Source organism: Sphingopyxis sp. H073, assembly GCF_001468395.1.
Taxonomy (GTDB): domain Bacteria; phylum Pseudomonadota; class Alphaproteobacteria; order Sphingomonadales; family Sphingomonadaceae; genus Sphingopyxis.
Window position 1 is genome coordinate 162,846 of the sequence record NZ_LNSG01000002.1, and the last position, 22,017, is coordinate 184,862.

At 68.1% G+C, this 22,017-nt stretch carries 25 protein-coding genes; 13 read left to right on the top strand and 12 right to left on the bottom strand.

The features are described 5' to 3' along the window. Window positions 1–56 precede the first annotated feature (56 nt). The gene (locus tag ATE64_RS03675; RefSeq protein ID WP_058456034.1) at window positions 57–794 is read right to left on the bottom strand and encodes a Bax inhibitor-1/YccA family protein; all 738 of its coding nucleotides are present in this window, start codon (window positions 792–794) and stop codon (window positions 57–59) included. Window positions 795–932: 138 nt separating this feature from the next. Between ATE64_RS03675 and thpR the strand changes: the two genes are divergently transcribed. Then, window positions 933–1,541 carry an RNA 2',3'-cyclic phosphodiesterase gene (gene thpR, locus ATE64_RS03680; RefSeq protein WP_058455928.1) on the top strand — a complete coding sequence of 203 codons (609 nt, stop codon included), beginning with the start codon at window positions 933–935 and terminating at the stop codon, window positions 1,539–1,541. On the opposite strand, the gene ATE64_RS03685 is transcribed toward thpR, so the two are convergent. Continuing rightward, entirely contained in the window at window positions 1,457–1,936 is a 480-nt protein-coding gene (locus ATE64_RS03685) for a low molecular weight protein-tyrosine-phosphatase (RefSeq protein ID WP_058455927.1), read from the bottom strand. The two genes, thpR and ATE64_RS03685, sit on opposite strands and share 85 nt — an antisense overlap. A 107-nt stretch (window positions 1,937–2,043) precedes the next feature. Between ATE64_RS03685 and ATE64_RS03690 the strand changes: the two genes are divergently transcribed. Further along, entirely contained in the window at window positions 2,044–3,645 is a 1,602-nt protein-coding gene (locus ATE64_RS03690) for an MFS transporter (RefSeq protein ID WP_082657705.1), read from the top strand. A gap of 7 nt (window positions 3,646–3,652) precedes the next feature. Here ATE64_RS03690 and ATE64_RS03695 read toward each other — a convergent pair whose 3' ends face one another. Next, the gene (locus ATE64_RS03695; protein ID WP_058455926.1) at window positions 3,653–4,225 is read right to left on the bottom strand and encodes a superoxide dismutase family protein; all 573 of its coding nucleotides are present in this window, start codon (window positions 4,223–4,225) and stop codon (window positions 3,653–3,655) included. A gap of 182 nt (window positions 4,226–4,407) precedes the next feature. Between ATE64_RS03695 and ATE64_RS03700 the strand changes: the two genes are divergently transcribed. After that, complete coding sequence (locus ATE64_RS03700) at window positions 4,408–4,659, top strand: hypothetical protein (RefSeq protein ID WP_058455925.1); 252 nt, start codon at window positions 4,408–4,410, stop codon at window positions 4,657–4,659. Window positions 4,660–5,249: 590 nt separating this feature from the next. Here the strand turns inward: ATE64_RS03700 and ATE64_RS03705 are convergent. The 4 genes from ATE64_RS03705 to ATE64_RS03720 all read right to left on the bottom strand — a co-directional run bounded on the left by ATE64_RS03705 (window position 5,250) and on the right by ATE64_RS03720 (window position 7,897). Continuing rightward, the gene (locus ATE64_RS03705; RefSeq protein WP_058455924.1) at window positions 5,250–5,675 is read right to left on the bottom strand and encodes a biopolymer transporter ExbD; all 426 of its coding nucleotides are present in this window, start codon (window positions 5,673–5,675) and stop codon (window positions 5,250–5,252) included. Window positions 5,676–5,707: 32 nt separating this feature from the next. After that, window positions 5,708–6,226: a biopolymer transporter ExbD gene (locus tag ATE64_RS03710; RefSeq protein ID WP_058455923.1), complete on the bottom strand. Its 519-nt coding sequence runs from the start codon at window positions 6,224–6,226 to the stop codon at window positions 5,708–5,710. A gap of 124 nt (window positions 6,227–6,350) precedes the next feature. Beyond that, window positions 6,351–7,166 carry a MotA/TolQ/ExbB proton channel family protein gene (locus tag ATE64_RS03715; RefSeq protein ID WP_197410132.1) on the bottom strand — a complete coding sequence of 272 codons (816 nt, stop codon included), beginning with the start codon at window positions 7,164–7,166 and terminating at the stop codon, window positions 6,351–6,353. Between the two features lie 74 nt (window positions 7,167–7,240). Then, entirely contained in the window at window positions 7,241–7,897 is a 657-nt protein-coding gene (locus ATE64_RS03720; RefSeq protein ID WP_058455922.1) for an energy transducer TonB, read from the bottom strand. A gap of 358 nt (window positions 7,898–8,255) precedes the next feature. On the opposite strand from ATE64_RS03720, the gene ATE64_RS03725 reads away from it, so the two are divergent. Next, complete coding sequence (locus tag ATE64_RS03725; protein ID WP_231729025.1) at window positions 8,256–9,050, top strand: hypothetical protein; 795 nt, start codon at window positions 8,256–8,258, stop codon at window positions 9,048–9,050. Window positions 9,051–9,161: 111 nt separating this feature from the next. Beyond that, a complete protein-coding gene (locus ATE64_RS03730) occupies window positions 9,162–10,493 on the top strand; it encodes a homoserine dehydrogenase (protein ID WP_058455920.1) in 1,332 nt (443 codons plus the stop codon). On the opposite strand, the gene ATE64_RS03735 is transcribed toward ATE64_RS03730, so the two are convergent. After that, window positions 10,490–10,894, bottom strand: a complete 405-nt coding sequence (locus ATE64_RS03735) for a hypothetical protein (RefSeq protein ID WP_231729026.1) — start codon at window positions 10,892–10,894, stop codon at window positions 10,490–10,492. The genes ATE64_RS03730 and ATE64_RS03735 overlap by 4 nt on opposite strands. A 129-nt stretch (window positions 10,895–11,023) precedes the next feature. On the opposite strand from ATE64_RS03735, the gene glpX reads away from it, so the two are divergent. Continuing rightward, window positions 11,024–11,998: a class II fructose-bisphosphatase gene (gene glpX / locus ATE64_RS03740; protein WP_058456031.1), complete on the top strand. Its 975-nt coding sequence runs from the start codon at window positions 11,024–11,026 to the stop codon at window positions 11,996–11,998. Between the two features lie 133 nt (window positions 11,999–12,131). Continuing rightward, window positions 12,132–13,235, top strand: a complete 1,104-nt coding sequence (locus ATE64_RS03745; RefSeq protein ID WP_058455918.1) for a TIR domain-containing protein — start codon at window positions 12,132–12,134, stop codon at window positions 13,233–13,235. Here the strand turns inward: ATE64_RS03745 and ATE64_RS03750 are convergent. Continuing rightward, window positions 13,229–13,756 carry a DUF4402 domain-containing protein gene (locus ATE64_RS03750; RefSeq protein ID WP_156416465.1) on the bottom strand — a complete coding sequence of 176 codons (528 nt, stop codon included), beginning with the start codon at window positions 13,754–13,756 and terminating at the stop codon, window positions 13,229–13,231. The two genes, ATE64_RS03745 and ATE64_RS03750, sit on opposite strands and share 7 nt — an antisense overlap. Before the next feature lie 82 nt (window positions 13,757–13,838). On the opposite strand from ATE64_RS03750, the gene ATE64_RS03755 reads away from it, so the two are divergent. The 5 genes from ATE64_RS03755 (at window position 13,839) to ATE64_RS03775 (ending at window position 19,479) form a co-directional block, all read left to right on the top strand. After that, window positions 13,839–14,942, top strand: coding sequence for a type III polyketide synthase (locus ATE64_RS03755; protein WP_058800145.1), 1,104 nt, complete (start codon window positions 13,839–13,841; stop codon window positions 14,940–14,942). Beyond that, complete coding sequence (locus tag ATE64_RS03760; protein ID WP_058457709.1) at window positions 14,939–15,652, top strand: methyltransferase domain-containing protein; 714 nt, start codon at window positions 14,939–14,941, stop codon at window positions 15,650–15,652. The genes ATE64_RS03755 and ATE64_RS03760 overlap by 4 nt, the downstream gene beginning before the upstream one ends. Further along, window positions 15,649–16,746: an FAD-dependent monooxygenase gene (locus tag ATE64_RS03765; RefSeq protein WP_058800146.1), complete on the top strand. Its 1,098-nt coding sequence runs from the start codon at window positions 15,649–15,651 to the stop codon at window positions 16,744–16,746. Before ATE64_RS03760 ends, ATE64_RS03765 begins: the two co-directional genes overlap by 4 nt. A gap of 97 nt (window positions 16,747–16,843) precedes the next feature. Then, entirely contained in the window at window positions 16,844–17,239 is a 396-nt protein-coding gene (gene msrB / locus ATE64_RS03770) for a peptide-methionine (R)-S-oxide reductase MsrB (protein ID WP_058457514.1), read from the top strand. 164 nt (window positions 17,240–17,403) lie between these two features. Continuing rightward, window positions 17,404–19,479, top strand: coding sequence for a PBP1A family penicillin-binding protein (locus ATE64_RS03775; RefSeq protein ID WP_082657713.1), 2,076 nt, complete (start codon window positions 17,404–17,406; stop codon window positions 19,477–19,479). Between the two features lie 28 nt (window positions 19,480–19,507). Here ATE64_RS03775 and ATE64_RS03780 read toward each other — a convergent pair whose 3' ends face one another. The 3 genes from ATE64_RS03780 to ATE64_RS03790 are packed head-to-tail and all read right to left on the bottom strand — an operon-like array spanning window position 19,508 to window position 21,301. After that, window positions 19,508–20,236: a YgjP-like metallopeptidase domain-containing protein gene (locus ATE64_RS03780; RefSeq protein WP_231729027.1), complete on the bottom strand. Its 729-nt coding sequence runs from the start codon at window positions 20,234–20,236 to the stop codon at window positions 19,508–19,510. Beyond that, a complete protein-coding gene (locus tag ATE64_RS03785) occupies window positions 20,217–20,657 on the bottom strand; it encodes a YcgN family cysteine cluster protein (RefSeq protein WP_058457512.1) in 441 nt (146 codons plus the stop codon). The genes ATE64_RS03780 and ATE64_RS03785 overlap by 20 nt, the downstream gene beginning before the upstream one ends. Beyond that, complete coding sequence (locus ATE64_RS03790; protein ID WP_082657707.1) at window positions 20,657–21,301, bottom strand: SCO family protein; 645 nt, start codon at window positions 21,299–21,301, stop codon at window positions 20,657–20,659. Before ATE64_RS03790 ends, ATE64_RS03785 begins: the two co-directional genes overlap by 1 nt. A gap of 81 nt (window positions 21,302–21,382) precedes the next feature. On the opposite strand from ATE64_RS03790, the gene ATE64_RS03795 reads away from it, so the two are divergent. Further along, window positions 21,383–21,997, top strand: a complete 615-nt coding sequence (locus ATE64_RS03795; protein ID WP_058457511.1) for an ankyrin repeat domain-containing protein — start codon at window positions 21,383–21,385, stop codon at window positions 21,995–21,997. The last annotated feature ends 20 nt before the right edge of the window (window positions 21,998–22,017 follow it).

The following is a 22,017-nucleotide window of genomic DNA, read 5'->3' on the forward strand; positions in this document are numbered from 1 at the left end:
AGGCCCGGCAGATCGCTCCGCCGGGCCCGTTATCGTTTCGATGTCCGTCTGTCCGCTTATTCGCGGTTGCCCAGAAGGTTGAGCAGGAAGGTGAACATGTTGACGAAGTCGAGGTAGAGCGTCAGCGCGCCCATCACCACCGACTTGCCGACGAAGTCGGTCCCGCGGACATAGAAGTACATGCTCTTGATCTTCTGCGTGTCATAGGCGGTCAGGCCCGCGAACAGCAGCACGCCGACGACGCTGATCGCCGTGGCGAAGGCACCCGACTGGAACACGAACGCGTTGAGCAGCATCGCGACGATGATGCCGACGAGGCCCATGATCAGGAAGGTGCCGAAACCCGACAGATCCTTCTTGGTCGTGTAGCCATAGAGGCTGAGACCGAGGAAGGCGGCGGCGGTCGCGAAGAAGGTCTGCGCGATCGAGGTGTTGGTGAAGACGAAGAAGATCGCCGCCATCGACACGCCCATTACCGCCGCATAGGCCCAGTAAAGCGCCTGCGCCGCGACCGTCGAAAGCTTGTTGATGCCGAAGCTCAGCACCATCACGAAAGCGAGCGGGGCGAGCATGATCACCCACTTGACCGGTCCCGGGCCGAACAGCAGCGCGGGCGCGCCTTCCCACTGCGAGAAGAGCATCGCGACGACGCCGGTCAGCAGAACGCCCGACGCCATATAGTTGTAAACCGACAGCATGTACGACCGCAGGCCGGCATCGACGGCCTGATCCATCGCGCTCGCGCTGCCTGGGAAGCCGGACGCCGCCATATTGGGGTCGTTCCAATTAGCCATTTTCATCTCCATCACCGGCCAGACGATACCGGCCGTGGCGATAATATCGGGATATTCGCGGCTCGTTTCAAGCGAAACCGGACATGCGCGCTGTTTCGGCTTCGCAGCCGTCGCGCGCCGCCCTATGCTGGCACCGCCATGTCGACCCATCGCCTGTTCGTCGCCCTGCGCCCGCCGCGCCCGATCCGGCAACAATTGCTCGCCGCGATGCACGGCATTTCGGGCGCGCGCTGGCAGGATGACGAGCAGCTCCACCTGACGCTGCGCTTCATCGGCGAGGTCGATCATCATCGTGCCGAGGACATCGCCGCCGCGCTCGGCAGCCTGTACGCGCCCGCGATCGAGGCGCGGATCGCCGGGGTCGGCCTGTTCGAGCGGCAAGGCCGGCCGCACATGGTCTGGGCAGGGGCTCTACCCCACGCGCCGCTCGCCGCGCTGCATCGCAAGGTCGACCAGCTGCTCGCGCGTGTCGGCGTCGTGCCCGAAACCCGGGCCTTCGTGCCGCATATCACGCTCGCGCGGCTCAACCGCGGATCGGGCCCGGTCGCGCCCTTCCTTGCGCTGAACAGCGACTTTGCCAGCGAACCCTTTCCGTTCGGCCATGTCACGCTCTACGAAAGCGAGATGGGGCACGGCGGCTCGCGTTATCATCCGGTCGCGCGCTATCCCCTCGACGAGGCGACGAGCGCGGCAGCGACCGCGCTGACATCGTCCCATGTTTCGGCGAAGCCGTTATCGGCGCCATAATAGGGATCGGTGACGCTTTCCCCTTCGCGGCCGGCGACCAGTTCGAGCATCAGCCTGAGCTCGGCGGTCGCGCCGATGGGACGAAGCGCGCGGGCGTCGCGCAGATTGGCCTCGTCGGCGGCAAGGATGAGGTCGAAATCATGAAAGTCGCTGCGGCGAAGCTGGCGCGCGCGCAGGTCCGAGATATCGGCACCGCGCCGCCGCGCCTCGGCCTGTGCGCGATGGTCGGGCGGGCGGCCGACGTGCCAGTCGCCGGTGCCCGCCGAATCGAGCCTCGCAGCGATCCCGGCCGCGGCAAAGGCGGCGCGCGCGGCCCCTTCGGCGAGCGGGGAGCGGCAGATATTGCCGAGGCAGAGGAAGAGAATCGCGGGGGGATTTGGTCGATCTTCGCGCATATCGTCCGTCTTCGCTCCAAAGGTGAACCGACTTTCAACTTGCGCCGGGCGGCGGCTCGTGCGACCACCGCGACATAAGGATAATGGGTCAGGGAGAGGGTTGCCAGATGGCCGATAGCGCGAGCGTGAACGAGACGGTCGGGGCGCCGCCCGCCGGGCCGCAGGCCAGCGGCTATAGTTGGTACGTGCTGTTCGTGCTGGTCGTCGTCTATATCCTCAATTTCATCGACCGGCAGATCCTGAGCATCCTTGCGGTCGATATCAAGGCCGACCTCGGGCTCAAGGATTCGGACCTCGGCTTCCTCGGCGGCGCTGCGTTCGCGGTCTTCTATGCGCTGTTCGGTATTCCGCTCGGCCGGCTCGCGGACAATTGGAGCCGCGTGAAGCTGCTCTCGATCGGCCTGACTCTGTGGTCGACGATGACCGCGCTGTCGGGCTTCGCGTACAACAAGGTGACGCTTACCTTCGCGCGCATGGGCGTCGGCGTCGGCGAGGCGACCGCGAGCCCGACCGCTTACTCGCTGATCTCCGACTATTTCCCGAAGCGGCAGAAGGCGACCGCCCTCGCCATCTATTCGTCGGGGCTCTACCTTGGCGGCGGCGTGTCGCTGTTCATCGGCGCGGCGATCGTCGAGGCGTGGAACCGCGCCTATCCGGCAGGCGGCCCGATGGGGCTCGTCGGCTGGCAGGCGGCGTTCCTAGCAGTCGGCATTCCCGGGCTGATCGTCGCCCTCTGGGTTGCAACGCTGCGCGAACCCGTCCGCGGAGCGATGGACGGAGTCGCAAGCCCGAGTTCGGCGACCCCTTTCCGCGCGTTCGGCAAGGATCTGTCGATGATCGTCCCGCCGCTGACGCTCTATGGCGCTTGGAAGCGCGGACCCGCGGCGCTGGGGGTCAACATCGGCTTTGCAGCGGCGGTGTCGGCCTTCGCCTGGTGGATGATCGCACTGACCGGCAATTTCCCGCAATGGTCGGCGGTCGCGCTCGGCTATTATGCGGTCTTCTCCTGGGCCTGCACCCTCCGGGCGCACGACCCCGCCACGTTCCGGCTGATCTGGGGCACCCCTGCCTTCATCTGCACGACGCTGGGATACGGCCTTGTCAGCCTCGCCGCCTATGCGCTCGGCTTCTGGTCGGCGCCCTATGCCGAAACCGTGCTGGGCCTGCCGAAGCAGGAACTGGCCCTCATCCTCGGCGCCAACGGTGCACTCAGCGGCTTCATCGGCGTGATCGTCGGCGGACGGATCGCGGATGCGCTGCGCGAACGGAATCCCGCAGGCCGCATCCTGATGATCATCTTCGGTGTCGTCGCCCCGATCATCCCGATCTGGGTCGGCTACACGACCGAAAATTCGACGCTTTTCTATGCGATGAACTTCCTCGCGGGCATGTTCGGCGCGACCGCGCTCGGCGCAGCGGCAGCGACGACGCAGGATCTGGTTCTGCCGCGGATGCGCGGCACCGCGACCGCCGCCTTCTTCCTCGGCACCACGCTCGTCGGCCTGTCCTTCGGTCCCTATATGGTCGGTCAGATTTCCGACCTCGCGGGGACGATCGTCGACGGCAAGCCGGTCAGCGACCTGCGCACGGGAATCCTGTCGCTGATCGCGGTCGCGCCGGTCGCGCTCGGCCTCCTCGTCTACGCCTATCGCGCGGTGCCGCGCGCCGAGGCGACGATCGCCGAGCGCGCGGCGGCCGCGGCCGCCTGACGGGCGATTATTTCGCCGACCCGAGCGCGATCACCCCGCACGCGACGCGCGCGCCGCTGTTGCCGCTGGGGTCGGTCTTGAGATCGTCGGGCTTGGCATGGATGACGAACGCCGCGCCGTCGGCGTCGAGCAGCCCGCCCTCGCCCGTTAGCCGGGTGCCGACGATCTTCAGCGTCGCGCGGCCGATCTCGCCGCTTTCGACCACAAGATTCGGCAGGTCGCCGTGATGCGCTCCCATCGGGTTGTCGCGCCCGTGCTGCGCGCCGGTCGGGTTCCAGTGCGGTCCCGCGCTCGCGAAATCGGGGCCGTCGCAGCGGCCGACGGCGTGGACGTGCATGCCATAGGTGCCGGGCGCAAAGCCGCGCGCGACGAGTTCGATACGCAGCCCGTCGCTATCCTTGTAGAAATCGGCGCGGCCGCGATCGGCGCCTGCCGCGTCGAACAGCGGCGCCGAGGCGTCGGCGGGCGGCAGCGTCTGCGTCGGCTTGCCCCCCATCCCGGCACATCCGGCCAGCGCCAGCGTCGCGGCCCCCAGCAGCGCGGCGGCGAGTTTCGGGCGGCGGTCGGCGGGCTGGGTCATCTCTCTTCTCCGGTTGCTTGACGATCATAACGCCGTCGGCGGCGATTTCGATCCACCGCGATGATGCCCTCGACTCGTCGCGCTGCCAAGTGCGATATGGGCGAAGGGCCGGCCCACGCCAGCCGGCGATCTCCTTGGAAGCGGGCCGCTTTGCCCGGTGGCTCTTGCCGGGAGAGGCACCGATGACTTTCGCCAATTCCGAATTCGTCGCGCTGGTGAAGCGGACGCGCGCGAAATTCGGCGTCGGGATCGACGAAGCGCCCGAGCCGGTTTTCGCCGACGCGGAGATGCGGCGCCCGATTGCTTGGCGAATCAGCCACGACCCCGGGTGCCGGCGGCAGGCGCTTCACGATCTGAAGCGAAAAGGCGAGACGTCGTTTTTCGTCGAGATCGATGGCCGTTTGCGGTTTCGCGAAGCTGGCAAGGACGACTGATGGCAGGGGCTGGTTCGGGGCGGGGAGCGGCGATGGCTTCCCTGTCATCGCGCCCTGGATTTCAAAGTTCAGGAAAGTTCAGCCTATTGCGCCCTTCGTTTTGGGGCGGGCGGATTGCCGGACGCGCCGCGCCCGCAAGCCAAGCCGAGACCGTCTTTTATCACCGGATGGAAGAGCCAGATGAAGGCTGGCACAGCGGGATGATGTAGGAAAGGTCCTATCTGAAGCCGATGGCGGCTTTGGGGTGGATTCCCGACACTCGTCATCCCGGACTTGATCCGGGGTCCATGACTTCGACGCCGCGATGGATCCCGGATCAAGTCCGGGATGACGAAGCGGGAACCATCCTCCCTGTCGCGTAGCGATGGGGAGGGGGACCGCCGCCGTAGGCGGTGGTGGAGGGGCGGCAACGTCGCGCCATTTGCCCCTCCGTCAGCGCTTCGCGCTGCCACCTCCCCATGGCTGCGCCACAGGGAGGAGCGAACGCCGACTTCCGGTCGCAACCGGTCATTGAAGCCAGATCGGCCGCAAAGAGAAAGGGCCGCGGATCGCTCCGCGGCCCTTCGCCTGTACGCGCTTCCGATCAGCGATCAGAAGACGCGTGCATATTGTTCGTTGCCGACGAAGCCGAGCTTGCCGACGCCGCTGCGCTTGACGACGGCCATCACGCGGTCGACGACGATATAGCGCGCATAGGGGTCGGGCTGCACCTGCAGTTCGGGTTCGACCGGCAGCGCCTTGGTCTGTTCCAGAAACTGCGAGAGCTGCGCCAGATCGACCGGCGTGCCGTTCCACGCGATCGTCCCCGCGGGGTCGATCGTGATCTTGTTCTTTTCCGGGTCGACGTTGTTCTTCGCGTCGGTCGGAACCGGCAGGTCGATCTTCACCGCGTGCGTCTGCACCGGGATGGTGATGATGAACATGATGAGGAGCACGAGCATGACGTCGATCAGCGGCGTCGTGTTCATTTCCATCATCGGTTCGTTGTCGTCCCGATCCCCAACAGCCATAGACATAGGTCTATTCCTTCATAACTGACCGGACCGCCTCAGAGACGGCCCAGCGTGCCCGAACCAGGAGCCGGTTCGGAAATGAACCCGATCTTCTGGAAGCCGGCATATTGCATCGTGTAGATCACGCCGCCGATGCACTGGTACGGCGTGTTGATGTCGCCGCGGATGTGCACTTCGGGGAAGTTTTCTTCGGTGATATTCTGCGGACCGCCGATATCCTCGAGAAGCTGTTCGAGCTTCTTCTGGCCCCGGTCGAGCAATTCGCGCGAATCGACCGGGGTCTGGCCCCAATAGACTTCGCAAGCCGAGCTGTCGGCATTGGGTTCGCCGTCGCCATCGGTATCGGCAGAGCGGACCGAGAGAAGCACGTTTTCGGGCTTCGTCGTCGTCGGCTCGAAAACCACGTCGGGCAGCTTGAGGTTCACCGTCTCCAAAACCACGGGAACCGTGATGAGGAAGATGATGAGCAACACAAGCATGATGTCCACGAGTGGCGTCGTGTTGATGTCGGACATCGGGGCATCTTCGCCCTTTGCGCCTGAACTCATCGCCATAGGATTAGCATCCTGTCACAAAATTACTGTCATGGACCGGGACGGCGCACCTATCGCGCCCCGCCCCGTCCAGTGCGGCCCCCGTGTATCGCCTTCGCGCGACACCCCCGGGCTCCGCAGACCTTTAGGCCTTCTTCGGCGCCGCGGCCGGAGCGGCAGCCTTCGCCGGAGCGATCGTCGCCGGCTTCACCTGGCCGCCCGACATGATCGAGCCGAGAACGTCGTTCGAGAAGGTCGACAGACGGCGGGCGATCGCCTTGTTGCGGCTCTGCAGCCAGTTGAATGCGAGCACCGCGGGAACCGCCACGATCAGACCGATGGCGGTCATGATGAGCGCTTCACCGACCGGACCGGCAACGGTGTCGATCGACGCCTGACCCGACGCACCGATCTTAACCAGCGCGCGAAGAATACCGATAACGGTACCGAACAGGCCGACGAACGGCGCGGTCGAACCGACGGTCGCGAGGAAGGCGAGGCCGCCGTTGAGCTTCGAGTTGATGTGGTTCTGCGAACGTTCGAGCGTGCCGTGCATCCAGTCGTGGGCTTCGACGGGGTCGGTCAGCTTGTTGTGTTCTTCGTTGGCGCGCAGACCGTCTTCGACGACCTGGCGATAGGCGCTGTTCTTTTCGAGCTTTGCCGCACCGTCGGCGAGCGTCGGGGCGCGCCAGAAGTTCGCGTCGACCGCCTTGCCCTGGTTGATCACCTTATTCTGTTCGAACAGCTTGGTGAACAGGATGTAGAGCGTGCCGACGAACATGATCAGCAGGACAAGGAAGGTGACCTGCGACACGATGCCGCCTTCGCAGAGCGCGGGGACGAGGCCGTAGGGGTTGGTGCCTTCTTCCTTCACGCACATCGACGCGGGCATCAGGCTGAAGCCGGCGTCGTGGGCGGCTGCCGGTGCCGCGGCGGCGGCATTTGCAATCAGGTTAAACATTTCGGATATTCCCTCTCAAAATACGATAAAGATCAAAATTTCCAAGGCGTTCGGTCAAGCGATCCTGATCGGGATCACTTCGGAATCACCCATTTGATACGGCTCGAAAAGCTGCCCCCCGAAGGGTTGCCGGCGCGATCCTTCGCGGGATCGAAGCGCGCGCGGCGCATCACCAGCTTGCAGGTTTCCGCATCGAGATCGGCATGGCCGCTCGACGACGTGATGTCGCAACCCGTGGGCTTGCCGCTCGCGTCATAGCTGACGCGGAAACCCGTCGTGCCTTCGCGTTCCTCGCGCATCGCGCGGGCCGGATAGTCGTCGTTGGTCGCCCAGCGCGCCGGGTTGCCCTTCGGCCGGCCGGGAGCGCTGAGGTCGGGCGACGGCGGCGGGGCCGGCGGCGCCGCGATGGGCGGAATCGGAAGCGGCGGACGCGGCGGTGCCTCGGGAACCGACTGGATCGTGTTCGAGGTCACCGGCGGCGGGATCGGCGACGGGGGCGTCACCACCGGCGGCGGCGGCGGCAGCTTGTTGTCCGGCGGCGGCGGCGGAGGGGGTTCCTCCGGCGGCGGCGGTTCCTCGACGTCCACGACGTCCAGTTTCTCGGCAAGCTTCTTGACGATGCTGATGTTCAGACCGTTGACCAGGCCATAGCCCAGCACCGCCGTCAGCAAACCCACCAAGACAATTGCCACTACCCTGTTTTTAGGGTCGACATTATCACCATAAGCCATTCAGGGACGACGCTCCTTGCTAGATCATCCTGACACCAAAATCCCCACCGACGGGTTCGGTTGCCAAATGCCCGGATGATTTCCGATGCGTTCCACAGACCCGGCGGCGTAGCAGCCGGCTTATTATGCTCTTGCCGGACACTTCGCCGCACGTCCTATCGCGGTGGCGGCACATTCGCAAACCCTTTATCAGCGGTTAATGTCCGCTTCCCCATAAAGGGTATTTGGCGCCGCTCCGGCGCTTGTTACTATAGAAGGTGGTTCGATCATGCGCGCGCGTCTGCCGGCTCTGGCCCTGGGTATTCTGGCCGCAAGTAGCTGTTTTTACAGCGCTTCGGCGATGCAGGCTCCGACACCGGTGGCAACTCCCTCCCCCTATAGCTATGCCGACATTGCCGATCTGGCGACGATCGCGCCGATCGCGATCCACGGGCGAATCTACAAGACCGCGGTGCTGAAGCCCGAGCAGGCGCCCGGCCTGAAAGCCGGTCGGGCGCGACTTTATGTCGAGGCCGACGTGATCAGCCTGATTCGCGGATCGGGGCCGCTCGCGGCACGGGTGAACTATCTGGTCGACCTGCCGCTCGACGCGAAGGGCAAGGCACCGAAGCTCAAGAAGAAGCAGCCGGTGCTGATCTTCGCGCGTCCGGTCGCGGGCAGTGCGCCGGGGACACGCGATACCGGAAGCATCCGGCTGGTCGCCCCCGACGCGCAACTTCCCTGGGACGCGGCGACCGAGGCGACGCTGCGGGCGATTCTGACCGAGGCGGTCAAGCCCGGCGCGCCGCCCGCGATCACCGGCATTGCCAACGGCTTCCACGTCCCCGGCACCCTGCCCGGCGAGGGCGAGACGCAGCTGTTCCTCGATACGAAGACCGGCGAGCCGGTATCGCTGACGATCCTGACCGCCGCCGATGGCTCGCGGCGTTGGGCGGCGGCGTTCGGCGAGATCGTCGACGGATCGGCGGCGGTGCCGCCGCGCGACACGCTGGCCTGGTACCGCCTTGCCTGCGGCCTGCCACGCCAGCTGCCGCTCGCAAAGCTTGCCGGAACAGCCCCCGAGGATCGCAAGAAGGCGGCGTCGGACTATGCCGTGGTACTCGGCGCCCTCGGCGAATGCACGCGAACGCGCGCGCCGCTGACGGGAAGCTGAACTTTTCCTTCCGCTTACCGAAGCCGCGTCGGGCTTGTGTCCGGCCGAAAAGCCGATAGGGCGCTCGCGAGGGCGGGCCATCGCGCACGCCACCTGTAGAGGAGTGCCCGAATGTCGCCGTCCCCCGCCCCTGCCGTGCCCCGTCCGCCCTTGCGCGTCGCGCTGGCGGGAATCGGCGTCGTCGGCGGCGGCGTCGTCAAGCTGCTCGAGGCGAATCGCGAGCTCATCGCGCGCCGCGCCGGCCGGCCGGTCGAAATCGTCGCGGTGTCGGCGCGCGACCGGCACAAGGATCGCGGCGTCGACCTGTCGCGCTATCGCTGGGAAGACGATATGGACGCGCTCGTCGCGGCGGACGACGTCGATGTCGTCGTCGAGATGATCGGCGGCGGCGACGGCCCGGCGCTGACGATCGCGCGGCACGCGCTTGGCGCGGGCAAGGCGCTCGTCACCGCGAACAAGGCGATGATCGCGCATCACGGGCTCGACCTCGCGCGGCTCGCCGAAGCGAAGGACACGCCGCTGAAATATGAGGCTGCGGTCGCGGGCGGGATTCCCGTGATCAAGGCGATCCGCGAGGGCGCGTCGGCGAACCAGATCGCGCGCGTCTATGGCATCCTCAACGGCACCTGCAATTATATCCTCACGCAAATGGAGCGCAGCGGCGCGAGCTTCGCCGAGGCGCTCGCGGGCGCGCAGGCCGAGGGCTATGCCGAAGCCGACCCGACCTTCGACGTCGACGGGATCGACGCCGCGCACAAGCTGTCGATCCTCGCCGCGCTCTGCTTCGGGACGAAGCTCGATATCGGCGCGGTCACCGCAAGCGGCATCCGCAATCTGATCGCCGCCGACATTCGCGAGGCCGAGGCGCTGGGCCACCGCGTCCGCCTGATCGGCATGGCCGAACGCGACGGCGGAGCGAATGGGGGCGGCCTTTACCAGCATGTTCAGCCGTGCCTCGTCCCCGCCGACCATCCGCTCGCCTATGTCCCCGGCGCGCTGAACGCGGTGGTCGCCGAGGGCAATTTTGTCGGCCGCCTGTTCTTCGAGGGCGCGGGCGCGGGCGCGGGGCCGACCGCGTCGGCGATCGTCGCCGACATCATCGATATCGCGCGCGACGAATATGGCCCGGCCTTCGCCATGCCCGTCGACGCGCTCGACGCCGCGCCCGTCGCCGATGCCGGCGCGCGCGTCGGCAAACATTATGTCCGCCTGATCGTCGAGGACCGGATCGGCGTCCTCGCCGAGATCGCGACCGCGATGCGCGATGCGGGCGTGTCGATCGAAAGCTTCATCCAGCGCGGCACCGACGACGACGACGGCGTCGTGATCGCGATCGTCACGCACGAGGGACCGGCAAGCGCGATCCACGCCGCGCTGAAGATCCTCGCGGCGTCGGACCATGTCATCGGCACGCCGATGCATATGCCGATCCTCGCGCTCTAGTTCTCGGGTTCCTCGGGCGGGGGCACGCCCGCATCGGGGTCGGTCGCGCGCTTCGCCATCTCGTAGAGCGCATTATATTCCGGCCCCGGTTTGGCGCCGCCGGCGATCGGCATCCAGTTATAGGGCAGTTGGTCCCAGATCGTCGGATTGATGTAGGGCGCGTCGGGTATCGCCGTCTTCGTCGACTTGCCCACCCCGGCGATCGCGCGCAGTTCGGGCGACAGGCGATGGCGCTCGGTGTCGCTGCCGCATACCGTGATCGTCCCGTCGTCGGCGGGCTTGCAGCGCTTGACCGGGTCGGTCAGCTCGCGGCTCTTTTCGACCGCAGCATCGTCGGCGGACCTTGCGGGCTTCGGGGCCGGCGGGCCGATCAATTGCGCCGAAACGGGAGATACCGTCATCGCGATGACGCAGAATGGCGCAAAAGCGGCACCGAATCGGGCGAAGCATCCTCGACAAGCGGCGCGGGCAACCATATGGCGCGCACCATGCCGAAGGGGCGGGACAAGTAAAGACGGAGAGTGAAGGCGATGACGAACAGCGGCGGCAGCAACCTCGACCGGGTGCTCGTGCTCGAAATGGTGCGCGTCACCGAAGCCGCGGCGATCGCCGCCGCGAAGCTGATCGGACGCGGCGACGAAAAGGCCGCCGATGCCGCCGCCGTCGAGGCGATGCGCAACGCGTTCAATACGCTCTATATGGACGGGACCATCGTGATCGGCGAGGGCGAACGCGATGAGGCGCCGATGCTCTATATCGGCGAGAAGGTCGGTAGTGCCCCGGGCAAGGGTCCGAAGATCGATATCGCGGTCGACCCGCTGGAAGGCACGACGATCACCGCCAAGGCCGGCCCGAACGCGCTGGCGGTGCTCGCGATCGCCGAGGAGGGCTGCCTGCTCAACGCCCCCGACGTCTATATGGACAAGCTCGCGGTCGGCCCCGGCTATTCGCCAAACATCGTCAATTTCGACAACAGCGTGCGCGAGAATGTCGAGGCGGTCGCGCGCGAAAAGGGCTGCGCCCCCGCCGACATCATCGTCTGCGTCCTCGACCGCCCGCGCCACGAGGCGATCATCGCCGAGCTGCGCCGCATCGGATGCGGCGTCGCGCTGATCCCCGACGGCGACGTCGCCGGGGTGATTGCGACGACGAACCCCGAAACCAACATCGACATCTATATGGGATCGGGCGGAGCGCCCGAAGGCGTGCTGGCATCGGCGGCGCTGCGCTGCGTCGGCGGCCAGTTCAAGGGCCGCCTGCTGTTCCGCAACGATGACGAGCGGCTGCGCGCGAAGAAATGGGGCATCGAGGATCTCGACCGCGTCTATGACCTCGAGGATCTGGCCAAGGGCGACGTGATCTTCGCCGCGACCGGCGTCACCGACGGATCCTTGCTGTCGGGGGTCAAGCATCGCCGCGGCGGCATCCTGACCACCGAGACCGTCGTGATGCGCGCCTCGTCGGGCACGGTGCGCTGGGTGAAGGGCGAGCATCGCGTGGCTTGAGACGTCGGACGGGAGCGATCCCGTTCCCATTGTTCGTCATTGCGAGCGTAGCGAAGCAATCGAGAGTTGCGTAGACCGCCCTGGATTGCTTCGCTACGCTCGCAATGACGGGTGAACCGCGAGGGGGGCGGCCATGGAAGAAGCGAAGCGTCCACAGCTGTTCGTCAGCCATCATTCGAGCAAATATGAAGTCGCGCTGCACGTCGAACGCGCGCTTTCGCGCCACGGCGTCGAATGCTGGATCGCACCGCGCGACGTCGGCCCCGGCGAGGCGTTCGATACTGCGATCATGAAGGCGATCCGCGATTCGTCGGGCGTGCTGCTGCTGTTCTGCAGCCAATCGGACAAGAGCCCGCATGTGAAGCGCGAGCTGATCCTGGCCGACAGCGCGCATAAGGCCATCATCCCGTTGCGGCTCGAAGAAATCGTCCCCGACGACCTCGCCTATCACCTTGCCAGCGCGCAGTGGATCGACTGGCTGGAAAAGCGCGACGATTCGATCGCGCGGATCGCGGTCAAGGCGCAGCAGCTCGCCGGTGTCCCGCCGGTCAGGGAGGGCGCGCCGGTAATTCCCGGGCGCGCTTCGGCGGTAGCAGCCGACAATCTGCACGCGGCCATCCTGTCGCAGGCCGCCGAGACGCCGCCGCCCGCGCCCGCGAGCGTGTCGGTGCGCACGCTGGTGATGGCGGGGCTGGGCGTCGCGGTCGCGGTGCTCGCCGCGATGCTGTTTCTGCGCGGCGGCGAGGCGCCCAAAACCGAGGTGGCGGACTCGACCGAAGCACCGGCCGCGACACCATCGCCCCCCGCCGCAGCGACCCCCGCGCCCGGCACGGGCGATACGCCCGTTTCATCGCCGGTCGCAGCGCCGTCGCAATATGCCGCCACGCCTGCAACGCCGCCAGCAGCCGACGCCTCGGCCCCGGTGCGTTCGCGCATCCCGCCGACCTTCAACTGCAACCGGGCGATCACCAACAGCGAGCGGCGGATCTGCGCGAGCGATGAGCTGGCGGCGCTCGACCGCGAAATGGCCGAAGCCTATCGCGCGCTGAACCAGATCGCGATCAACCGGCGCGCGTTGCTCACCGCCGAACAGAGCGCGTGGCGCGTGTCGGTGCGCGACGCCTGCCCCGACGATGCGTGCGTGGCGCGCGTGATGCGCCAGCGGATCGCGGTGCTGGTCGAACGGCGGCTGGACCTTGCCGAGAAGCGGGCCGAAAAGCCGGCCACCGCTTACTGATACTCGACCGTCACCGGGATGCGCCCGCGATAGTCGCCGTCGGCGGAGCCCGTCACCTGCAACCGGCCGCCGAAGCGGAACTGCAACCGCCCGTCGATGCCGAGCCGCGGCGCAGCGCCAAGATCGGTGGCGAGGCCGACGACCCGCGCGGTCGCGCCGGTCCCGCTTTCGAGGTCGACCGTCGCGGGCAGGAAAACGCGCACCTCCGCGCCGGGCTCGCCGCGCACGGTAACCACCCCGGTCAGCGCGAAGCCGCCGAGGTCGCGGACGTCGCCGCTGACCCGCCGAACGCCGGTGACCGGGTCGATCGCGACCTCGCCGCCGCCGCTTCCCGCCGCGATGCGGCCCATGTCGAGCTGGGTTTCGACCTCAACGTGCAGCGGCGTCTGACCGCTCCGACTCGCCGACGCCTTCGCGCTTTCGCTCGCGCCGCACAGCAGGCATTGCGCCGACGCCCCCGAGGGCGTGGCGGCGAGCAGCGCAAGACCGAGAAATAGGCGCAGTTCCACGCCCTCCGACATAAGGCACTCGTGGTTAATCTGCGGTAAAGCCGCCCGCGCGCTAACCGCTGGCGGTGCCTTTCAATTCGGTCTAACCAGCGCCATGAGCAGCCCCCAGCTCCCCCCCCTCCCCCGCCTCAACGCGCTCGCGACGGCGGTGCCGACCCACGATATCCACCAGGCTTTCATCGACTGGGCGACCCCGCGCCTGACCGACGAGCGCGTGCGCGCGCTGTTCGCGCGCATGGCGGCACGGTCGGGGATCGCGCATCGCTGGTCGGTGCTGCCGCCGACCGCGGATGGCGGGTCGCCGGTCGCACCGGGCGGCTTTTATGACGTGCCCGGCCTGCCCCCGACCTCGGCGCGCATGACCGCCTATGCCGCGCACGCGCCCGAGCTGGCGTTGCAGGCGATCGCGAAGCTCGGCGATGCCTTCGACCCCAAGCGGATCACGCATATCGTCGTTGCGAGTTGCACCGGCTTCGTCGCGCCGGGGATCGACCAGATCCTCGCCCGCCGCCTCGGCCTGCCGCCGACGGTCGAGCGCGTGCTGATCGGCTTCATGGGCTGCTATGCCGGGGTCACCGCGCTGCGGAGTGCGCGCCATATCGTGCGATCGGAACCCGGCGCGGTGGTGCTGGTGGTCAGCGTCGAGCTGTCGACGCTCCATCTCAGCCTTGCCGAAGCGCCCGAGCCCTTGCTCGCGATGCTCCAGTTCAGCGACGGCGCCGCAGCGGGAATCGTGTCGGCCGATACGCGGGGACTCGCGCTTGGCGCGGGGGTCAGCCTCGCGCTCGATGACAGCGCCGACCTCATCCGCTGGGACATCGGCGACCGCGGCTTCGAAATGCATTTGTCGGGCGAAGTCCCCGGCCGCCTCCGCGAAACGCTCGCCGCGCCCGCCGTGCGCGGGCAATTGTTCGATGGCGATCCGCCCGAACTGCTCGCGGTCCATGCCGGCGGACGGTCGGTGCTCGATGCGGTCGAACATGCGCTGGGCGTCGATCCGCACGCGCTCGCAGACAGCCGCTCGGTGCTCGCGCGCTTCGGCAATATGTCGTCGGCGACAATATTGTTCGTGCTCGCCGAGATGATGGCGCGCGGCGCGGAGGGGCAGGGGATCGCGATCGCCTTCGGCCCCGGCCTCGCTGCCGAGGCGATCCGGTTCGACGCTGGCCGGATCGACGCTGGCGGAATCGGGGCATGAACCCGTTCGCCAGCCTCGCAAGGCCGATCGCGCGCGAGGAGGAGATGGACGCCGCCGAGCTGGCGCCCGCGCGCTATGCCAAGGTGCTCGCCGACCTGTCGCGCATCAACGCGCTGACGCTGGCGCCGCGCCCCACTCTGGGCTTCCTCGATCGCGTCCGCGCGCGCGGGGTCGGGACAAAGCCCTGGCGCATCCTCGATGTCGGCTTCGGCGCCGGGGACATGCTGTCGCGGATCGCGCGCTGGGCCGACGCGCGCGGGGTCGCGGTGGAGCTCGCCGGGGTCGATCTCAATCCGAAGAGCGCGCCCGTTGCCGACGCGCGGCTCGGCGGCCGCGCGCGGCTGATCACCGGGGATTACCGCGATCTGGCAGGGCAGGGGTGGGACATCATCCTCTCCAGCCTCGTCGCCCACCATATGACCGCCGGGCAGCGGCGCGACTTCCTGCGCTTCATGGAGGAGGAAAGCGCGCGCGGCTGGCTGGTCAACGACCTCCACCGCCAGCGCCTGCCCTTCATCGGCTTTCCGCTGCTCGCGGTGCTGGCGCTCGCCGATCCGATCGTGCGGCGCGACGGCCAGTTGTCGGTCGGGCGCAGCTTCCGCCGCGCCGAATGGGGGGCGATCCTGGCGGACGCGCTGCCCGGGACGGCAGGCGAATGCCGGATCTTTCGCAGCTTTCCCTATCGCCTCTGCGTCGAGCGCATCCGATGAACGATGCAATCGTCGTCGGCGCCGGGCCCGCGGGGTCGGCGGCGGCGATCGGACTGGCGCGGGCGGGGGCGAGAGTGCTGCTGCTCGAGCGCACGCGCGAAACGGGCGATGCGCTGTGCGGTGGCTTTCTGAGCTGGCGGACGCTGGCGCGGCTCGAGGCGCTCGGGATCGACCGCGCGCGGCTCGGCGGGCAGGCGGTGCGCCGCGTCCGGCTGTTCGCGGGGCAGCGGAAGAGCGAGACGGCGCTGCCTGCCGAGGCGATGGGCGTTTCGCGCCTGCGGCTCGACGGCGCGTTGCAGGCGGCGGCGGGCGCGGCGGGGGCGGGGCTCGAACGCGGGATCCATGCGTCCACAATCGAAGGTGACAGCGTGCAGACGCGCGACGGCGCGACGCTCGCGGCGCCCGCGATCTTCCTCGCCGCGGGCAAGCATGGCTTTCGCGGCTTTCCGCGCGAGCCCGCCGCATGGCAGCGCGGCGATCCGGTGCTGGGGCTGCGGCTGCGGCTACCCGCGCATCCGGCGCTCGACCGGCTCGTCGGCGATGCCGTCGAACTCCACCTCTTCGATCGCGGCTATGCCGGGCTGGTGCGGCAGGAGGACGGGAGCGGCAACCTCTGCCTCGCCGTCCACAAATCGCGACTCGATGAGGCGGGCGGCGAGCCGGTCGCGTTGCTCGGCGCGCTCGGCGACCAGTTTCCCTTCCTCGGCGAGCGGCTCGCCGCGGCGGATTGGACGCGCGGCGTCGATGCGATCGGCCATGTCCCCTATGGCTGGCGCACCGCCGACACCGCGCCCGGCCTGTTCCGGCTCGGCGATCAGGCCGGGGTCATCCCCAGTCTGGCGGGCGAGGGCATGGGAATCGCGCTGGCGAGCGCCGACGCGGCCGTGGCGGCGTGGCGTGACGGTGGCGCCGGCGCTGCGCCTGCTTTCCAGCGCCGGTTCGCGCAGCGCATGGCGCGGCCGCTGGGGCTGGCGAATCTGGTCTGGCGGGCGGGCGAAAGCCCCATCACCGCCGGGATACTGACCACCGCCGCGTCACTTTTCCCGCCGCTGGTGCGAATGGTGTCGGAGGCGACGCGAATTCGCGGCGGCTGACCGGCCGACCCTTGCGGGGCGCGCGCGTACACCCGATATTGGGCACAACCGGCGGCGGCGCTTCAAGCCCGCCGCACCCCGGAAAGGAGATTTCCGCATGACCGACAAGACACTCGACCCGATGGCGCACCATGTGCTGCGCGAAGGCGGCACCGAACGCGCGTTCACGGGCAAATACACCGACCACAAGGGCGACGGCGTCTATCGCTGCGCCGGGTGCGGCGCGCCGCTGTTCGACAGCCGCACCAAATATGACAGCGGCTCGGGCTGGCCGAGCTACACCGCCCCGGCGGGCGATGCCGCAGTGACCGAGCATCACGACATGAGCCACGGCATGATCCGCACCGAAGTGCGCTGCGCCAAGTGCGAAGGCCACCTCGGCCATGTCTTCCCCGACGGCCCCGGCCCCGAGGGGCTGCGCTATTGCATCAACAGCGCGGCGCTTGACTTCGCGGACCGCGGGCAGGATGACGCTGACACCGGCAAAGGTTAACCGATCCGCCGGCACTGACGCATCAGGGGCGCAGGAAGGAACAGACTACTTTGCGTCGCGAACGACAGCAGGCATCATCAGGTAAATCGTCATCCGCGGGCAAAGGGTCCGGTTCGTCCGGGCCCAAGCCCCCGCCGTCGCGGTTCCGGCTCTGGGTCCGGCGGCTGTTCCGCTGGGGCCTGGGGCTGGCGCTGGTCGGCGCGATCGCGGTCGCGGTCGCGGTCGGCATCGCGGTGCAGCGCATCCCGAGCTTCGAGGAACTGAAGCGCTCGCCCGCGGGCCAGACGATCCGCGTCCACGCGGCAGACGGCACGGTGTTCCTGTCACTGGGCCCGAATTACGGCCGCTGGCTGACGCTCGACGAGACGCCGCAGGTGATGCAGGACGCGATGGTCGCGGTCGAGGATCGCCGCTTCCGCTATCATCCGGGGATCGACCCCGTCGGCATGAGCCGCGCCGCTGTGTTCGCGGTCCAGCATTATGGCACGGGGCGCCGGATGCAGGGCGCGTCGACGATCACCCAGCAGCTCGCGCGCAACATCTTCCTGTCGAACAGCTACACCTGGACGCGCAAGCTGCGCGAAATGGTGCTCGCGATGGCGCTCGAATGGAAGTTCTCGAAGGACGAGCTGCTCGAACTCTATCTCAACAAGGTCTATTTCGGCGGCGGCAGCTATGGCATCGACGCCGCGTCGCGCCGCTTCTTCGGCCACAGCGCGACGCAGATGTCGCTCTCCGAGGCCGCGGTGGTCGCGGGGCTGGTCAAGGCGCCGTCGCGCTATTCGCCGACCGCCGACGCGCAGGCCGCGCTCGGCCGCGCGGGCGTGGTGCTCGACACGATGGTCGATGGCGGCTTCATCACCCGCAGCCAGGCCGACAGCGCCGAGCCCGCCAATGTCCAGCTTGCGCAGGAAACAGGGCAGAACAGCGCGCGCTATTTCAGCGACTGGGCGCTGCCGCAGCTCGACCTGCTGATCGACGAAGGCACCGAGGCGCTCGACGTCTATACGACGATCGACCTCAACATGCAGCGTGCGGCGACCGCCGCGATCCAGGCCGACACACCGAAGGGCGTGCAGGCGGCGCTGGTGTCGATCGACCGCGACGGCGCGGTGCGCGCGATGGTCGGCGGCACCGACTATGTCACCTCGAACTACAATCGCGCGACGCAGGCGCTACGCCAGCCGGGGTCGGCGTGGAAATTGTTCGTCTATATGGCCGCGCTCGAAGCGGGGTATAAGGTCGACGACCAGGTGGTCGACGAGCCGGTCACGATCAACGGCTGGTCGCCCCGCAACTCGTCGGGGCGCTTCGCGGGGACGATGGACCTGCGCACCGCCTTTGCCTATTCGGTGAACACCGTCGCCGCGAAGCTGGGCGACGAGGTCGGTTTCTCGGCGGTCGCCAACATGGCGCGCCGCTTCGGTATCACCACCCCGATCAACACCCACCCCTCGATGGTGCTCGGCAGCGCCGAGGTGCGCGTGATCGACATGACCGCGGCCTTCGCCGCCGTTGCGCGCAAGGGCGTGTCGGTGCAGCCCTATGGCATCACCAAGGTGACGACCGCCGACGGTCGTCTGCTCTATCAGCGCCCCGCCGAGCGCGGGCAGGTGCTGGTCGACAATTGGGTGGCCGCGGGCATCACCGACCTCTTGCAGACCGCGGTCAACACCGGCACCGGCAAGGCGGCCCAGATCGGCCGCCCCGTCGCGGGCAAGACCGGCACGACGTCGAGCAACAAGGATGGCTGGTTCCTCGGTTTTTCGAGCGGGCTGACCACCGGCGTCTGGATGGGCCGCGACGACGCGAAGGCCGTCGGCGGGCTGCAGGGCGGCCGCGCGCCGGCCAAGGCCTTTGCCGATTACATGCGCGTCGCAGTCGCCCGGCGCCCGGTCGAGGCCTTCGATACCGAGGTCAAGCTGCCCGAATGGCAGCTGGAGGACGAGGGCGACGCCTATATGGGCGAGCCCGGTCAGGAAGGGCTGACCGACGACAACGGCATGCCGATCGAGCTGCCCTATGACATGCGCGGGCCCGAGGACATGCCCGACCCGCAGACAGTGCAGCCGGTTCCGGACGGCCCGGTCCTGAACCAGCAGTGGATCGAGGAACAGACCGGCCGCCGCCCGGCGCCGTCCGAACTCGGCGCCCCGCCCAAGGGCGGCGCTCCGGCGAAGGGCACGCCGCCACCGGCGCCCAAAACCGCGCCGCGCCCGCAGAACGGCGACGGCGGCTAAGGGTGCCGCGGGCAAAGGGAGGATGGCTTCAGCCGAACCGATAACGGTGCAGGCCGCGCCCTTCGCGGCGCAGCCACGCGCGCGCCGCGCCGACGTCGCCGTCGTGGAGTTCGTCGACGAGCGCGTGGAAATCGGCGCCATGATCCATGTGCCGGAGGTGCGCGACCTCGTGCGCGACAGTCGCGCGGCGGACATGGTCGGGGGCGAGGATCAGCCGCCAGCTGTAGCGGAGGTCGCCGTCGTGCGTGCAGCTGCCCCAACGGCTGCGCGGATCGCCGATCCCGATGCGGCCGACCCGGAGCCCCGCGTGCGCCGCGATCTCGCGGCTTTCCGCCGCCATCAGGTCGAGCGCCTCGGCCTTGAGCCAGCGTTCGAGCCGCCGCCCGACGGTTTCCGCCGGGCCACCCAGGCTGAGCCGTCCGTCCACCATCCGCACCGCACGCGGCGCGCCTGCGATCCAGTCGATGCGATGGTCGGCGCCGCGAAACGGAATCGCCGTACCCGGCACGACCAGCACCGGCGCGACCGACTTGCCGACCTGTTCGCTCAGCCAGTCCTGCTGTTCGCTCGCCCATTTGAGCGCGCGCACCGCGCTCGCGCGGCGGGGCAGGGTCAATCGCAGCTCGCCGCGCGCGCCGTCGAAGACCAGCTTGTACCGACGCGACCGGGCATGGTGCACGAGCCGCACCGGCCACAGCGTCTCGCCGACGCGGATGTGCGGGCCGTCGCCCGCGGGGTCAGACCACGCGCTCGACAAGATGATTCTCCAGCGGCCCCGCCACATCCTCGCTCACGGTCCAGCCGACGATCGATTCGCCCGCGCGATGCACGGCGTCGCGGTCGCCGCAGACGAGATAATGCCATTCGGGCAGCGGTTCGCCTTCGGCGCGCAGGCGATAGGCGCAGGTCTGCGGCAACCATATAAGGTCGTCGACTTTTGCGCGGGTCAGCGTCAGGCAATCGGGGACGTGGCGGCGACGATGCTTGTAATCGCCGCAGCGCGCCGTTGTCAGGTCGAGCAGGCGGCACGCGACGTTGGTCGGATAGATGCGCCCCGTATCCTCATCCTCGAGCTTGTGGAGGCAGCATTTGCCGCAACCGTCGCACAGCGCCTCCCACTGCCCGGCATCGAGGCTGGCGAGCGGCGCTTCCCAGAAGGGCTGCGCCTCGCGGGCCACTACTTGACCCACTTCGCCAGATCGGCGGCGACCTTGCCGGGCGCGCCCTCGTCGGGCTCGGTCGAGGGGTCGTCGAGCGGCAGCAGCGCAAGCGGCTTGCCGTCGGGGTCCATCAGGAAGGCGAGCTGGCTGTGCGCCATCAGATATCTGTCGGGCGCCGACCCCGGCACCTTGTTGTAGGTGACGACGAACGCCTTCGCGACCGCCGCGATCTGTTCGGGCGTGCCGGTCAGTCCGAGCAGGCGCGGATGATAGCGGCTGACGAAGGGTTTGAGCGCGGCGGGCGTGTCGCGTTCGGGATCGACGGTGATGAAGATCGGCGCCACTTTCGCCCCGCGCGCCGGATCGCTCTTCTCGAACGCCGCGAGGCCGCGCATCAGCTTCTGCAGGTCGACCGGGCAGATGTCGGGGCAATAGCTGTAGCCGAAATAGACGAGGCGATATCGTCCCGCAAAGTCGGTATCGGACACGGTCTTGCCGTTCTGGTCGGTCAGCGTGAACGGGCCGCCGATCTTCGCGCCGGCGAGCGGCGGCGTCGCCTCGGGCGTGCCGCCGGGGGCGCCGCACGCGGCGAGCGCGGTCGCGGCAAACAGGAGCAGGCTTGAACGGGCAAGCTTTTGCCCCATAATTGCGATATTCATCATGCGGCCAGCCTTGATCGGCTACGCCACGAAAATCAACCTTTGTCGTCCGACCGACTCAAGCTGCCAGGGGTCTCTTCCATCATGTTCCGACGCGCGGAATTCCGCCTTGCCTCTCTCCTTTTGATCGCGGGCGCGCTCGTCGCGAGCCCGGCGATCGCGCAATTCCGCGGCGGATACGCCTTTCTGTCGGCGGTCGACAACCGCGACGGGACAAAGGCGACCGACGCGCTGAAGAACGACCCGACGCTGATCAACACACGCAATCCGGACACGGGCGAGACCGCGCTGGCGATCGTGACCAAGCGCCGCGACCTCAACTGGCTGCGTTTCCTGCTGGCGAAAAGCGCCGATCCGTCGATCGCCGACCGGCAAGGCGTCACCCCGCTGATGCACAGCGCGCTGCTCAACTTCACCGAGGGCGCCGAGGAGCTGATCCAGAGCCGGGCGCCGGTCGACCAGACCAACCGGCGCGGCGAGACCGCGCTGATCCTGGCGGTGCAGGCCAAGAATGTCGCGATGGTGCGGCTGCTCGTCAAAAATGGCGCCAGCCCCGACAAGGCCGACCATATCGCGGGCATGTCGGCGCGCGACTATGCCAAGCGCGACGACCGCACCGGCCAGTTGCTGTCGATCCTCGACGCCAAGCCCGACGCGCCGGGGCGCCAGCTGGGGCCGACCTTCGGGCCGAGCAACTAGCGCGACGGCTTAAGAGAATT

Bases quoted from the DNA above. Each gene is read 5' to 3' on its own strand.
- ATE64_RS03710 (WP_058455923.1), bottom strand. From the start codon at position 6,226: ATGGCGATGAGTTCAGGCGCAAAGGGCGAAGATGCCCCGATGTCCGAC.
- ATE64_RS03755 (WP_058800145.1), top strand. From the start codon at position 13,839: ATGAGCAGCCCCCAGCTCCCCCCCCTCCCCCGCCTCAACGCGCTCGCG.
- ATE64_RS03760 (WP_058457709.1), top strand. From the start codon at position 14,939: ATGAACCCGTTCGCCAGCCTCGCAAGGCCGATCGCGCGCGAGGAGGAG.
- ATE64_RS03730 (WP_058455920.1), top strand. From the start codon at position 9,162: ATGTCGCCGTCCCCCGCCCCTGCCGTGCCCCGTCCGCCCTTGCGCGTC.
- ATE64_RS03720 (WP_058455922.1), bottom strand. From the start codon at position 7,897: ATGGCTTATGGTGATAATGTCGACCCTAAAAACAGGGTAGTGGCAATT.
- glpX (WP_058456031.1), top strand. From the start codon at position 11,024: ATGACGAACAGCGGCGGCAGCAACCTCGACCGGGTGCTCGTGCTCGAA.
- ATE64_RS03750 (WP_156416465.1), bottom strand. From the start codon at position 13,756: ATGTCGGAGGGCGTGGAACTGCGCCTATTTCTCGGTCTTGCGCTGCTC.
- ATE64_RS03705 (WP_058455924.1), bottom strand. From the start codon at position 5,675: ATGTCTATGGCTGTTGGGGATCGGGACGACAACGAACCGATGATGGAA.
- ATE64_RS03790 (WP_082657707.1), bottom strand. From the start codon at position 21,301: ATGATGAATATCGCAATTATGGGGCAAAAGCTTGCCCGTTCAAGCCTG.
- ATE64_RS03795 (WP_058457511.1), top strand. From the start codon at position 21,383: ATGTTCCGACGCGCGGAATTCCGCCTTGCCTCTCTCCTTTTGATCGCG.
- ATE64_RS03715 (WP_197410132.1), bottom strand. From the start codon at position 7,166: ATGTTTAACCTGATTGCAAATGCCGCCGCCGCGGCACCGGCAGCCGCC.
- ATE64_RS03690 (WP_082657705.1), top strand. From the start codon at position 2,044: ATGGCCGATAGCGCGAGCGTGAACGAGACGGTCGGGGCGCCGCCCGCC.
- thpR (WP_058455928.1), top strand. From the start codon at position 933: ATGTCGACCCATCGCCTGTTCGTCGCCCTGCGCCCGCCGCGCCCGATC.
- ATE64_RS03745 (WP_058455918.1), top strand. From the start codon at position 12,132: ATGGAAGAAGCGAAGCGTCCACAGCTGTTCGTCAGCCATCATTCGAGC.
- ATE64_RS03675 (WP_058456034.1), bottom strand. From the start codon at position 794: ATGGCTAATTGGAACGACCCCAATATGGCGGCGTCCGGCTTCCCAGGC.
- ATE64_RS03765 (WP_058800146.1), top strand. From the start codon at position 15,649: ATGAACGATGCAATCGTCGTCGGCGCCGGGCCCGCGGGGTCGGCGGCG.
- ATE64_RS03700 (WP_058455925.1), top strand. From the start codon at position 4,408: ATGACTTTCGCCAATTCCGAATTCGTCGCGCTGGTGAAGCGGACGCGC.
- ATE64_RS03685 (WP_058455927.1), bottom strand. From the start codon at position 1,936: ATGCGCGAAGATCGACCAAATCCCCCCGCGATTCTCTTCCTCTGCCTC.
- ATE64_RS03695 (WP_058455926.1), bottom strand. From the start codon at position 4,225: ATGACCCAGCCCGCCGACCGCCGCCCGAAACTCGCCGCCGCGCTGCTG.
- ATE64_RS03735 (WP_231729026.1), bottom strand. From the start codon at position 10,894: ATGACGGTATCTCCCGTTTCGGCGCAATTGATCGGCCCGCCGGCCCCG.
- msrB (WP_058457514.1), top strand. From the start codon at position 16,844: ATGACCGACAAGACACTCGACCCGATGGCGCACCATGTGCTGCGCGAA.